Below are 12,775 nucleotides of genomic sequence, written 5' to 3' on the forward strand. Positions count from 1 at the left end.
GCGGACAACTGATTTACAGTGCGAGGTTGTTTTCTACGGTCTGCCAGTCTAAACAAGACGCAGAGGGCTGAAGTTGCGACAGAATGTCCCACGATGGTCGATATTTTAGCTGTCACCCTAATTTTTCTATGCGATAGACTGACGGTCGTCTATCCCGTAAACTACGACCGGCCGTCCATTTAACTGTTAGGCTAATAATATTGCGAGAATCAACGTTACTCACTGCATATGAAATTGATCTGCAAGCGACTACTCTTGGTTATTTTGATTCTAGCTATCGGGGGTTCGGCTGGGTTTTGGTTAAGATCTATGTATCACCGTTATCCGCTAACCGCTGAATCGCAAGTCATGCATTACTGCTCGTGCATTGAGGATAACCCCAAATATCAAACATTGGTGCTTAATGCTGCGGAAGAGGTTAATGAATCAATTAATGATAGAACACATGAGTTCATAGATAAGCATGAATTATATCATATGGATTTTGACGCAGTATTTATTCCTATTGGCAACGGCAATTATCGAATTAAAACGTGGTGCTCAAATCGAACTGATCAGGTGTATAATCTCTATGAAGAATACACAGATTTGGTGGATGAATGCTTGACTCCACATAAGAATGCAATGGATCAGGCTCATGCTGATCATGGCGAATAAAACTTGCCTAACAAGTCGCTGCATCCGACCGCTAACCGTCCTGACGCGAGGAGCTGTTTTCCGAGAAAGGCCTTTTAAGATGTTCAGCTGTTGCTTGGGCGGCGGTTGAGCTAAACGTTAGGTAAGAAAAATAATAAGAATCACGAACATGCCTCTCTCACATTTCAAATGTCTTCAGTGCAATCATGCGGAATATGATGAGCGCAAGGTCATGCTTAATACCCGGGCGCTTACATTTTTTGACCTTGATTGGCTGAATGAGGAGGCTTCCGTTAGAGTATGCAGAAGATGTGGATTCCTTCACTGGTTTCTAGAACCACCTAAGCTGGACACATCAGATCTGATACGTTGCACGCATTGTAATAGTCAGTTGCCATGGGGGGCTACTCATTGTGAGAGATGCGGACAGTCACGGCCAAGCGATGAACTATACTGAATAATGAACCTAACAAGACGCTTCATCCGACGCGATACCGCCCGGGAGCCAGAAACCATTGTGAGCTAAGATCGTGAATGGTTGCGAATCTGGTTTACAGCGCGCGGTTGAGCTCTACGTTCGGCAATAATAAGAAAGACATGAATATTGACCACACAGAGCATATTACCTCGAAAGATGATCTCGCCAGGTTCCTTGATTGCATACTCGATGACCACGCGAAGAATGGTGGCACATGGGAGAATAATGATTTACCATCGTTCATCGAGGCTTTGCAGGCGTGGTTACGTGATAATGGTGGATACTATAGGAACATGAATATAGACTATGGTTCCGTTAATCCGTGGAGAGAGATTAGTGAGGCCTTTTCAGCGGCAAGAATATACGAATAATGTGGCCGAACAAGGCGCTTCATCCGACGCGATACCGTCCGTTGTCCGATGAAGTTGCAGAGCTAAGATCGTGAATGGCTGCGAATCTGTTTTACACGGCGCGGTTGAGCTCTACGTTCGACAAAAATAAAATGAATGCATTCCGCGCTCCAGATCACCTAGTCGTTCACGAGACTGATCATTGGACGATTAATCATCGTGTGAACTCGGAGCTTCCTGGTTACTTCATGGTCGGATCAAAGATGGATACCAATGACCTCTCTAGCTTATCGAAGGAAGCATTATTCGAACTAGGGTTACTCCTCGCGAGGCTTCAACAGATCATTACAGAACAACTTTCCCCATCACATTTTTACGTAGGTCGTTATGGTCACATGAAGGAACATACGATTCACTTTCATGTAATTCCAGTATATGATTGGGTGGCGCGTGCGTTCTACAGTGATGAAAGGTATAGAGCCTTACGTCAGTTTTACACACCCGGAGTATATGACGATGGAAGTGATTCGACCTTCGATGGTGCTGATATGACTTTGTTCATTTGGAGAGAGTTTTGTGAGAGTAAGACTCCACCTCAAATTCATGGCCCGACTGTTCAAGAGACTGTGGAGATGGTTCGCAAAAAAATCGTCGAACAAGGCGAAACATCCGACCGTTAACCGTCCTGAGTCCGGGACCGTTTTTGAGTTAAAACCATGAATGATTTGCGGCTGTTCTACACGCGGCGGTTGTTCTCTACGTTAGACAAAAATATGGGCGCAACAATATGGATCCAAGCTGAGAATGCTAAAGAAGACGAACACGTAGATGACCTTTCAGTTCTCTGCAAGAAGATGAACCTGCTTGATAGAGCTTGTAGGAAACTAGGAGTGCGAAAATGGTCAGAATTCCAAGACAACTCTATAATAGCGGAGGAATTTGGGGCAGAAGCAGAACCAGTGTATTCTAATCCAGCCGAATTGACCCTTACTATCGAAGCTAGTAGAACTGCTATTGAGGACGGATTGATTCATCTCGATAGCTCGACACAAGAACGTTTGTTGGAAGAATTAGATATTGCAAGCAAAGTAGTAGAAGAATGCTATTGCTCAGGTATCCGTGCCAGAGTTAAGCTAGTTCCATAGACTCCTCGAAGCTGGACTCAAAAAAAAAGCTAACAAGGCGCTTCATCCGACGCGATACCGTCCGCAGCCAGAAACCATTGAGATCTAAGAACATGAATGGTTGCAAATCTGGTTTACACGGCGCGGTTGAGCTCTACGTTAGGCCAATAAAATGAACAACAAGCTCTCACACGCTTTTGCTTGGTGGAAGAAGAATTTCGGCCGAGGAATGTATGCAGGAGTAATCACCACTATGGCTATGCTGGGATTACAGGTGGCTGCATTGGTTATTGGAGGAATTGCATTGTATGTGTTCCCTAGCCTAGAACAGCCTGAGAATGATGTACTGAGGACCATTTTAGCGATTTCCGGATTCGTATTCTTGGGAATTCCGCTATTTGGATTTTTGTTCAGCCATTTTTACGAGCGCGGCGATCAGCCTGAGAGCGACCTCATCAGAGAAGACACCGACAGCACACCCGCCCAAAAACAAGCCTAACAAGGCAGAGCACACCAATCCGCTACCCGTTCCGAGTCGAATTTTTCAGATGATTTTAGCCCTTAACCCCGAAGTCGAAGCTCGCCCCCGGTAGCGGATGGGTGTCTTATGACGTTCGCTAAAAATGAAACGATATTCATTCGCGGAATCTATACCAGAGTTCCAAGACCTGGCTGATGAAGATAAAAAAGCAGCCTTCAAATATGCTTATCTAAAGAAGTTTCGGCATTGGCAGCCATATGTTTGGTTGATTATACCTGTAATAGTAGGGACTTGGTTATCAACAATAGTCGGAAGCAACGCAGTCCAGTCCTTAATAGTAGGCATCACTGTTGTATCGGCTATGACATTATCAGATTACATGACTAAGCCAATTTTCAAGAAATACCTCCTTAATTATATCCAAATCAAGAAAGATAAATCAAACCAGACATTTGAATCAATTATTTCTAGAAAAACATCAAAACAAGCCCAACAAGGCGCTTCATCCGACCGTTAACCGTCCTCAGCCAGAAACCATTTCAAGGAATTGACCACTCGCGGCCTTCGACCTTGTCACACCGGCCGGTGAGCTCTACGTTCGCTGAAAAAACTCCCGTCAATGCCTCGCCATCACAAGTTGAAGAATGTCGCTCTCGTAATCGGGGTGATGCTTGCCGTAACGTGTCTTGCTCCATGTGAGCAGAAGCTGCCGACTGCCGAGGAGCAATCACTTGCGAGGATCGAGAAGCGTATCGAGGCGGCTTACGACCTATGGTGTAGCAAGCCAGAAGAGAGTCGCGAGGCGTATGATGCCACTATCCGACAGATTTTTGAGTCCCTGAGTGAGGATGAGATCCGTCTTGTCGCTCAGAATATTGGGTTTGAGTGCGAGAGGGTAGCATACCGGATGTGGGCGAGATTCGACCCTTCCGGAGCGTTGAGGGCGGTTCGTGCATTTGAAGATAAGAACGCCGATGAGATCAAGCTCGCTGGAACCGGCCTTGAAGGGGGGCCTGGTGAGGCGATGCAAGAATACGTCTTTGAGATGTATTTGGGTGCGATTGAGGGCTGGTCAGAAGTTGATCCAAAGGTCGCATGGGAATCCTTCAAGGACAGGAAAGGTTCCTTATCGAACTCATTGGTGATAGATGACTTTGTTTGCGCCTTTTACCGCGTTCTTTGCGAGCATCTCGCTAAGGTCGATCCGGATCGAGCATTCAATGAACTCATCAGCTTCCGCTCCGATGACTACGAAGAGATGATTGTCGCAAGCATGCTGGGAGGATACCTCAGATCCGCTCCACGTGGTCGAGATTGGCGCAAGGAGGTGAATCAACTGCTTGAGCGAGAATGGCGGCACGGTTGGTGGCTCCATTCAGAGATTCGCACGGCTCTGATGGGGCGATGGCTTCAAGATGATGCAGAGGCGGCAGAACGCTGGTTTTTAGAGTCCGACATCGAGGGATTGAACTGGTCGTATCGCGACGATCAAAAGGATAGGAAGATCCGAAACGGCCTCGGAAGTGCTGCGGGATACTGGGCCGCTAGGGATCTCCCTGGTGCTTGGCGTTGGATGAAGTCCTACAATGGGCTCAAGAGGAAGGGATTTGGGGCGGCAGTGCTACACGGTGCCGATGTATTTCTTACGAAGCGCGACGCCTATTTTGTTGCTGGCGGCGGGGTACGCGCATCTCTCTTGGCGCAGGCTGCAAAGCTACCCGAAGAACTTGGTCGCGAAGCATGCATAGCAATGCTTCAAGATGCTGAACCAAACGCCGAGTATCTCGACCCCGTGATCGAGCAAAACCGAAGCAGCGAACAAGACGGCGCTGACCAACCCGCTGCCGCTCCGGAGTCGAAGCCTCAAACTGAATCGGAGGTGCGCCCCCAGTAGCTGGTGGCTGGCCTCAAACGTTAGCCAACAACAAAATGAAGATACCACAAGTCATATTATTAGTTTTGATGATCTTGAACCTGCCTATTTTGGCAGACAGCCCGGCTGGAGAGAGACCAAGAATATTTGTAAGTGAATACTGGAAGACTGTTACATTTTCTATGATACCTGGAAGGTACGCTTATACGCCGAATCGTGTGATGGTTAGCCCTCCCTATGGGGTAGCGCACAGGCTTCAACCGGATGGTTCGATGAAAGAGATTTATAGGGTTTCTGGATGGTATTCGCATCAGGTTTTCCTTTCGATGGATGGTAGTTACCTTGTGAGAATGGGGCCTTGGAGCCCGGGGGGAGAACTTTCCAAAAATCATGTCGCTGTTCAGTTCTACAAGGATGGTAAGCTCCTGAAAAGTTATTCGACATTTGATCTAGTAAAAGATCCTAAGAAGATTGAGCGCACAGTTAATCACTATTTCTGGAGAGGTCCTAAGTGCAAGTTAGAGTCGGATAATAAGTTCATATTAGACACCATAGATGGCCTCCGGTATGTGTTTGATGCTACAAGCGGTAAGATCATATCCAAGGAGATGATTAATAAGGCCGAACAAGGCGGTGCTGACGACCGTTAACCGTCCTGAGTCCGAGACCGTTTTTGAGTTAAAACTATGAAGCAGTGGCGGCTTCCCTAGACGAATCGGTTGAGTTCTACGTCAGAGAGGAATAACAGAAGTGAGACGTGCACGCACAGAATTCACAGATCTTCAGAAAGCGAAGATTTTCGTCCGAGACCGGGCTACATGCTGCTTTTCAGGGGTCAATTTGTGGTTGTTGGATTCGCCGCTACGGCCCGGTGTCCAGACCGATTGGGTGGATCACGTCCGGCCGTCAGCACGAGGCGGGCGATCTTCCGTAGACAACGGAGTATGCGCGTCACATACATACAATGCGAAAAAGCGGCACAATTCAGCTGACACATTCTTTCTGTTTGAAGAGGGGCAGCCGACCAGTGGCTACTTCGAGTTGTTCGGCCGGTTACCCATTGAACAGGAGTCACGATTGCTCCGGTTATCCGGGCTTGCCATCGAAGACTGGTTTCTCAACCGGTCGTTGAGCCGGGTTTTTGAAGGGTTCTACGACCGGTGCTACAGAGATCGCTACGGATCGGACAACAAGCGTGATTTCCATTACTGGTATCGCGCCGCATACCGCAAACTAACCAAATATCAGCGGTTGGCGGCTAGCAGGCCGACTCTTGAAGATAGGGGCATCATAACCCGTCCGTCGCCTCTGGCCGGGCAATGGCTGCGCCTTCGCACTGCTTCCTCTGAGCCGGCTTTTTTAACGGTCATCGGGGAGATATATCCGGCATATAAGCGCAATTTTGAGACTTGGGCTTCTTACTTCTGGGATTGCGAGTCACCGGACGAAGCTGGCCAGGTATACGAGACGGTCATGACCTCAGACGATGTTTGCGACGAGATCAAGGGCTGCATGACGTGCGATTACCGACTCAGGCAAAAAAGAGGGGGCAGGGGCGTGACGGACACGTCCACGCCAATAGTTCCGGGGCAGAGTTTGCCTGATGGTTGGAACCCTGGTTAAAAGGTCCCGGTCCGGTTGCCTGTCAGCGGCGGTGGCTCCGAAAACCTTCCATAATATGATGAAAAGTGTATTCGTTTGTTTATTCCTGATTACTCAGAGTTTTGTCTTTTGTGGGGAGCAGGACAAAGATCCGTTTTCCCGACTAGATCCAAAGCCGGTTGACAGGTCAAAAGACCTCAAGTCTGATAGTTTCATCAGTAACGGTCTGCTTGCGGCCTTCAGGGAAAAACGTCTGGACAAGGGGAGCGGCAATAAGAAGTCATTGATCAGGATTGCCATCAGGCGAAGCTTCCACTCCACTCTGATGTTTCAATGGTTTCCCGGTGAGTCCAGATTGCAGGTCAAGCGTCTCAAACCTCATGACGACCCGTTTGGCGATTCATGGGGGGAACTTGATTTGGACCGCAGTGTGAAGCTGCCCGAAGCTCAACAGAAGCTTCTGAAGATTCTGTATTCCAATGCACCACTTGAAATCATGCCTCGGAATTTCTGGCAGCCTCAGGGACTAGATGGCTCTACATGGATATACGAATCTGCGGCAGAAGGCGGTTCGATATTGGTAGCACGCCGGAATCCGGTTGATCCTTCGGTGATTAGTATCGCCGACACCGGGATAAAGCCCGGGCGACTGTCGAAGGAGCTGCAGCTGACATCGTTCGCATTGATGCTGTGGACTCTCTCCGGCATTGATGAGGAGCCATACTGAGGCGTGCGGAAAGCCATCAGCATGAAGTGCAACGCCAGATAGTCGGGCAATCCTTCGACAGGTGCTTTGGTTCAAGACCGGCAGCAATTCGGGCCGGTTGATACGCACAAAGATAACAACAATGCCGTGTCCTGTCAGGTCGCGGCATTTTCGTGTACACGTGTTTCTGAAAACCGGGGTGTGACGCGGTCACCTGTAGAGTTCCTCGACCGCTTGCGTCGCGCCCCGGGCGTTGGCTTCAACCCTGACCTGGTCGTCGGTGATGACGAGTGCCGCACTGATTGCAAAACCCAGGTTGTCGTTGCCGCCGACCTTCCAGGTGTTGACTCCGATCCAGTGATAGCGGTCACCCGATTTGACCAGTAGTGGTCCGCCACTGTTGCCGGGGTTGATGGCTGCATCGGTCTGGATGACGGCTCCGGATTCACGGATGGCGCTGATCTTTCCGAAAGTATGTGTTCCATGTAACTCGTTAGGCGATCCGACCGCGACAACGTCGTCACCAAGTCTGATCGGTATCGAGCCGGTGTATTCGAGGGTCTGGTAATCACGCCCCTCGACAAGCCCGGTTCCGTCTATCACCAGCCATGTCAGATCGAAATCATCCCGGCGTAAGGTAAAGTGCTCGACCGTCGCATACTTGCCACTGGCGAAAATTATCCTGAGGTCGTAGTTGCTGGTCTCTGGAGTTCCGTCATCGTCGCTTGCAGCCAGCTCCTCCAGTCCGAGCACATGGCGGTTGGTCACCAGGTAAAGCTTGTCCTTTATCTTGCCGATCACCACTGCCGAGCCGGTCCATCTGACGGTGTCGTTTGGTGACAGTGAGTCTTCTTCGATGAAGTAACCTCGAACGAACGGGGCGGAAAGCTTCAGAGACTCAAACGGAATCCCGGGTGTTTCCGGCGGGAGGGTTTCATTCCCCGTGACGGCGCTGTCTCCGCCCCGGTGATCTTTCTGCCATTGCACGTCCGCCAAGTAAGCCCAATGCAATCTCAGCAGGACGCACAAAAGCAACGCCCCGCATATGACGAGCTTGCGGGTTTTGGAATGGGCCGTGAGGGGGGATGCCATTGTCTGACTGTCGCAGATTTGATCCTGCAACCCTCCCTTGCCACGGGTTATGGCCATTCCGACCGCGACAAGTAAGTACCACAATAGGCAGAGCCACAGAAACGGGTGTGATTCCGAGGGCGTCGTATACAGCAACTTGATAGCCAAGAGCGGAGCCCAGACAACGATGAACCTGAGCAAAATGAGTGCGGGCCCGGAGAACTCATCAACCTTGTATCGAGTGATGGTGCCGGCAAGCAGCTTGCCCGGTGAGGCTCCGGTCAGGTGCGACGAGGTATACCAGACCAGCAGGAACGCCGCCCAGGCAAGAATCAGAGCCCAGAGGTTGGTTCCGATTATTCCCAATGCGATGCGCTCGAAGATGTCCAGAACAAGCAAATCGATCAATACTGCCGCAAAACGTCTCCAGAACAGGGAGGGAGACTTGGGACCGTCTGAGAGTTGGATACTGTGGGGAGTCATGAAAACGGGCGGGTTATCTGTTGGAAAATGTGTTCTGCATCCATGCCAGAAATAAAACAGCCCCCCATGCCCAGGGGTTTTTCAGCAAACGCAGGTACCACTCCGTGTCATCTCCGCCGGCCACAAGTTCCCTGTCATAAGTAATCGCACGTGACGCGAGTTCGCCCGGCGTTGATCGGAAGTCCATGAACCACCCGAATACAGCGGGAATGACCACCAAAACAACGAACACGAGTGTGGCGGTCCCCATGATCCACCACAGGGCAGTGAGGGCCTGTCGTTCAAACCGGGGGTTGGCGGGTTTCCAAATCATGGACTCTTACAAGGTTTGCACTTGGGTGGAACAGTGAAGTCTGGGGAGACTCGTTGCTCCCGTATCGGAGCAATAATTATGATCAGTTGATCTAACGTCAAGCTCCGAAATGGGAGCAGACGACAAGAACCAGAACATCGTAGGGCCGGTCTTGCGCACTATGCGCGTCGAAGCGGGACTGTCCCAGGAGCAGTTGGCGGCGAAGATCCAGGTGCAGGGCTGGGATCTCAGCAGGGCCGGACTGTCAAAGATCGAGTCCCGGTTGCGAAGAGTGAATGATGCGGAGCTGCTGGTTTTGTCCCGGGTTCTGGGGTGTGATCTGAAGGATCTGTATCCATCCAGGGTGAACGGATTGCGCGACGTGCTGCGACAGGGGAAACCGTAGACAAGCGTTCCGTCGGCGGGATCAATGCCTTTCTTGCGCGGATATGCTCTGAATGGCTCACAGTACGCCGCTGACGTACGAAGGCCGTGAGACAGGATGGATTTTGCGCGGAGCATGCATCCGGCGCGTCAGGAGGCCGTTTCCAGGGCGGTTGGTTGTCGCACAATTCCACCGCCAGCAAGGTCACTGACCCGGCATTGCCAGCTGTGATGCCGCGCAGTCTGATGCAGTGATGTCGGCACTGTCGGTGGGTGGTGCTGTGGTTCACATTCCGGAAGCTCCGGCACTTTTCCGACAGACACAAAAAAAAACGCCTGCCCCAGATCGGGCAGGCGCTGTTTCCCGGCAAAAAGTCCGGGCGGTCTCACCACTCAATCAGCCCCGGTCGGCCATTGGCAACTGCTCCCGGATGTTGGCGATGAACTCGTGCATGTCATTGGCGCTCACCAGATTGTCATCCAGCGTCACCAGCCCCTCGATCTCCAGCCGCGCCAAGACCTCGTCACGCTTTGCCGCCGAACCGAATCCCGTGGCGCGATGCAAGTCCCTCAGTTTCATGGAGCCACCGTCCTCCCTCAGCAGTTTCAATACCTTGCGTGTAGTGTTCACCGAGCAACCGGGCTCGATACCATGGCCGTGCCAGGCCAGGAACGCGAGACTGAGGGCCATACTTCTCAGTAACGAGTTGAAGAGGGTGTTGGCGAGTTCCGCAACACCCGGAACAGGATCGCCGCTGGCGGGACCGGTGTACAGCGCCAGGGTCTCGCAGACGCTCTGCAGTTTGTGTATCGCTTCCAATATGCAGAACCTGTAGTTGACCGGCATCAACAGGAGTCGTTTCCAGATCCATTTCTGATAGTACCGGCACCACTTGTCTTCCGGCATGAGCGGGTAGTTACGCGGGATCAGGCCCGGAGTCTTCAGATGGAGTGCGAAATAGCTCATCCCCGGATAGTTCCGGAATTTGACTGGGGCGCTGCTGGTGTGAGGGAGGAAGAACAGGGGGTGCCCGAGTTCGAGCGCCGCGTCCACCAGCTTCTCATCGAAATCGTCTGCATCCAGAGAACCGGACAGCGCCATGGACTTCGCCGTGAAATCGAGCCCGCGTCCGATACCCGACGGCTCGCGGATTTTCTGAGGCTCCCCGGACAGGTCGTGACGGAAGGCTTCCCAGTCCTGCTTGTCGTCCAGCAGCAGGGTGATCGAGTTGCGCGGGTCCGTGACAAGCCCCAGCTTCGGATCGAATGCTCCGGCGTAGGGCCTGATGTCACCTTTGCCATATCCCGTGACCCTTGCGTCATGAAAGTAGCTTTCCCAGTCGGACAGGGGGGGCGACATCGGAAAGTCCTTCCGGTGTTGTTGGAGTGAGCGCACGGCAAAAAGCATGGCTGCGGGAGCCTGGGCGGGTGTTCCCCCGGCGAACCGGCCGGAGCCCCTGATGTCCGTGCGTTCGTCCTTCTGGTAATTGCAGAGTTTGCGGATTGCGTCCAGGACGGGATCTTCCGCACCGCCCGCGTTGACCAGTATCATGGAGGGGAGCTGGGCTGTGAGCCCCCGTGCCGCCATTTGCCAGTAGGACACTGTCATGGCGCTTGCCATTGCCTCCCGGGTCTCGGGGTCGTCGGAGCAGTTGAGCATGAAATCATCCAGAACCTTGTAGACGGGTTCTGTGAACTGTTCGTAAGCGGTGGGTGGTGTTGTTGTCATCATGTTATGTCAAGTGTGAGTGGTGAGGTGTTGGCTGGAGTGTCGCTGAGGTGCCATTCGCCCCCGGAGTTGCCGACCTTGCCATCCTCGAGCAGGCCGGAGAGCAACCGGCGGCAGTCGGGGGCGGTCAGACGGTTGAACCTCCGTGTCAGGTCGCGCACCGTATGGGGGCCTTCCTCCAGTTTCAGAAGAATGCTTTCCCTGAGTTCGGAGTTCCGTGTCTCCTTGAACGAGTAGGTCATCACGTTTCTGGCATTGGCCATGCGCTGGATGAGGAGGCTGGCGAACTGCTCGATACCCTTGAGGTGTTTTTGTGCGTCTGTCTGGACGACGGGAGTTGCCGTCAGTTCGAGAACACCGAAGGCCAGCGTGGCCAGCAGGTTTCTGGCGCTTCCGCTGATTCCGGGGAGACTCTCCTCCATGCTCCTGAGGAATTTCATCCACCGGTGTTGTGCGGGTGTGAAATTGATTTTGTGTAGCGTCGGATGGGGCGACTTGTGGTCGAGGCGCTTTCCGAAGCCCGACGCCAGCGCGCCCACGAACATGCTGTGCACATTTCCCAGGGGAGACGCCGGAGGGTCGCAGTCCGGAGCCACGGGCCCTGCATGACCGTCGACCAGCCACAGCATGCGGTCGAGCCATGCGACATGTTCTCCGCCGTTTTTTGCCAGTTCGTTCAGCATGTCACCGGGATCGGTCAGGATCAGGTTGCCACGGACGGTCTTGCCTCCCGCTCCGTCCGGATACCTCCCGTCCATGAGCGCGTCACAGAGGCTGGCTGTGCGCCCTGTGCCGGATGTGCGGGGCAGTCCCATGACCGCCAGGGGATGGCCCAGGTGCGTGCCGGAAAGTTGCTTCTCAAGCTGGGCCGGACCGGGGGCGGTGATCACGACCTTCGTGTTTCCGGTCAGTTCCCCGAAGTCCGGGTTCGGCGGGTGGCGGGTGACCGACGACCATTGGTTCGACCTGCTTGCCGTGCTTCCGGATTCGTCGCCGAGGATTCCCAGCAGCGCGTTCTCCGAATCGTTGGGCTGCGGTCTGTTCAGGAAATTCCTCAGCAGGGGCGGACCGAGCTGCTCCTGATTTCTTTTCATCGCCCGGACTCGTTCGAGTTGCGCGGTCAGGTTGTTCTGGCGGATTCGGAGGGGGTCGAGCACGTCGTCGGTGACCAGGCTCGAACTGAGCGGTCCTGACACCAGGATGTTGCAGCCGACGTGTGACACTTTCTTGTCGTCACTGAGAATGCCGCTACCCGGACGGGCGATGTTGGAGAGGGCGCAGAGCATGGACGCCAGGGTGTTGACGCCGGCGTTGATGTCACCTTCACCCAGCCCGACGGCGTCGAAGGTCCGGAGAAAGTGGATGAGCTTGTGTTGGTCTTCAGCTGTCATACGCTGTATTTTTGGTACGACAGGAAGTATAAGGTTTTCGGTGAAGGATGTACAGCGAAAACCGTAAAGATTAGTAGATTAGTCGAAATAAAGAAATGGCCGAAAACTATCTTGCTTAATGCTCTTATACATAAGTGCTGCCACAACAGATGGGGCCTTGACTCAGGAATGCTAA

15 protein-coding genes are annotated in these 12,775 nt (G+C 52.5%); 11 read left to right on the forward strand and 4 right to left on the reverse strand.

What is annotated here, in order from left to right; genetic code table 11:
• Positions 1-228: 228 nt before the first annotated feature.
• The 10 genes from ACSPJT_RS01460 to ACSPJT_RS01505 all read left to right on the forward strand — a co-directional run bounded on the left by ACSPJT_RS01460 (position 229) and on the right by ACSPJT_RS01505 (position 7,271).
• Positions 229-657, forward strand: coding sequence for a hypothetical protein (locus tag ACSPJT_RS01460; RefSeq protein ID WP_435894594.1), 429 nt, complete (start codon positions 229-231; stop codon positions 655-657).
• Positions 658-1,233: 576 nt separating this feature from the next.
• A complete protein-coding gene (locus ACSPJT_RS01465; RefSeq protein ID WP_435894595.1) occupies positions 1,234-1,485 on the forward strand; it encodes a DUF7660 family protein in 252 nt (83 codons plus the stop codon).
• 131 nt (positions 1,486-1,616) lie between these two features.
• Complete coding sequence (locus ACSPJT_RS01470) at positions 1,617-2,144, forward strand: HIT family protein (protein WP_435896168.1); 528 nt, start codon at positions 1,617-1,619, stop codon at positions 2,142-2,144.
• Positions 2,145-2,180: 36 nt separating this feature from the next.
• Entirely contained in the window at positions 2,181-2,609 is a 429-nt protein-coding gene (locus tag ACSPJT_RS01475) for a hypothetical protein (RefSeq protein WP_435894596.1), read from the forward strand.
• 151 nt (positions 2,610-2,760) lie between these two features.
• Positions 2,761-3,087 (forward strand): hypothetical protein, encoded by a 327-nt coding sequence (locus ACSPJT_RS01480; RefSeq protein ID WP_435894597.1) that lies wholly within the window; start codon positions 2,761-2,763, stop codon positions 3,085-3,087.
• 124 nt (positions 3,088-3,211) lie between these two features.
• On the forward strand, positions 3,212-3,586 hold the full coding sequence (locus ACSPJT_RS01485) for a hypothetical protein (protein ID WP_435894598.1): 375 nt from the start codon (positions 3,212-3,214) through the stop codon (positions 3,584-3,586).
• Positions 3,587-3,688: 102 nt separating this feature from the next.
• A complete protein-coding gene (locus tag ACSPJT_RS01490) occupies positions 3,689-4,963 on the forward strand; it encodes a hypothetical protein (RefSeq protein WP_435894599.1) in 1,275 nt (424 codons plus the stop codon).
• 35 nt (positions 4,964-4,998) lie between these two features.
• Positions 4,999-5,592 (forward strand): hypothetical protein, encoded by a 594-nt coding sequence (locus ACSPJT_RS01495; protein WP_435894600.1) that lies wholly within the window; start codon positions 4,999-5,001, stop codon positions 5,590-5,592.
• 427 nt (positions 5,593-6,019) lie between these two features.
• Positions 6,020-6,565 carry a hypothetical protein gene (locus tag ACSPJT_RS01500; RefSeq protein ID WP_435894601.1) on the forward strand — a complete coding sequence of 182 codons (546 nt, stop codon included), beginning with the start codon at positions 6,020-6,022 and terminating at the stop codon, positions 6,563-6,565.
• A 55-nt stretch (positions 6,566-6,620) separates the two neighbouring features.
• Complete coding sequence (locus tag ACSPJT_RS01505; protein ID WP_435894602.1) at positions 6,621-7,271, forward strand: hypothetical protein; 651 nt, start codon at positions 6,621-6,623, stop codon at positions 7,269-7,271.
• A gap of 189 nt (positions 7,272-7,460) precedes the next feature.
• Here the strand turns inward: ACSPJT_RS01505 and ACSPJT_RS01510 are convergent, their stop codons facing one another.
• Both ACSPJT_RS01510 and ACSPJT_RS01515 read right to left on the reverse strand, forming a co-directional pair.
• The gene (locus tag ACSPJT_RS01510) at positions 7,461-8,804 is read right to left on the reverse strand and encodes a trypsin-like peptidase domain-containing protein (protein ID WP_435894603.1); all 1,344 of its coding nucleotides are present in this window, start codon (positions 8,802-8,804) and stop codon (positions 7,461-7,463) included.
• A 13-nt stretch (positions 8,805-8,817) separates the two neighbouring features.
• Positions 8,818-9,117, reverse strand: coding sequence for a hypothetical protein (locus ACSPJT_RS01515; protein ID WP_435894604.1), 300 nt, complete (start codon positions 9,115-9,117; stop codon positions 8,818-8,820).
• Positions 9,118-9,226: 109 nt separating this feature from the next.
• On the opposite strand from ACSPJT_RS01515, the gene ACSPJT_RS01520 reads away from it, so the two are divergent.
• A complete protein-coding gene (locus ACSPJT_RS01520) occupies positions 9,227-9,502 on the forward strand; it encodes a helix-turn-helix domain-containing protein (protein ID WP_435894605.1) in 276 nt (91 codons plus the stop codon).
• Between the two features lie 375 nt (positions 9,503-9,877).
• Here ACSPJT_RS01520 and ACSPJT_RS01525 read toward each other — a convergent pair whose 3' ends face one another.
• Together ACSPJT_RS01525 and ACSPJT_RS01530 are read right to left on the reverse strand one after the other, a co-directional pair.
• The gene (locus ACSPJT_RS01525; protein WP_435894606.1) at positions 9,878-11,212 is read right to left on the reverse strand and encodes a helix-turn-helix transcriptional regulator; all 1,335 of its coding nucleotides are present in this window, start codon (positions 11,210-11,212) and stop codon (positions 9,878-9,880) included.
• Positions 11,209-12,600, reverse strand: coding sequence for a hypothetical protein (locus ACSPJT_RS01530; protein WP_435894607.1), 1,392 nt, complete (start codon positions 12,598-12,600; stop codon positions 11,209-11,211). Before ACSPJT_RS01530 ends, ACSPJT_RS01525 begins: the two co-directional genes overlap by 4 nt.
• Between the last annotated feature and the right edge of the window lie 175 nt (positions 12,601-12,775).

Origin of the sequence: Oceaniferula spumae (genome assembly GCF_042849255.1) — a bacterium.
Lineage (GTDB): Bacteria > Verrucomicrobiota > Verrucomicrobiia > Verrucomicrobiales > Akkermansiaceae > Oceaniferula > Oceaniferula spumae.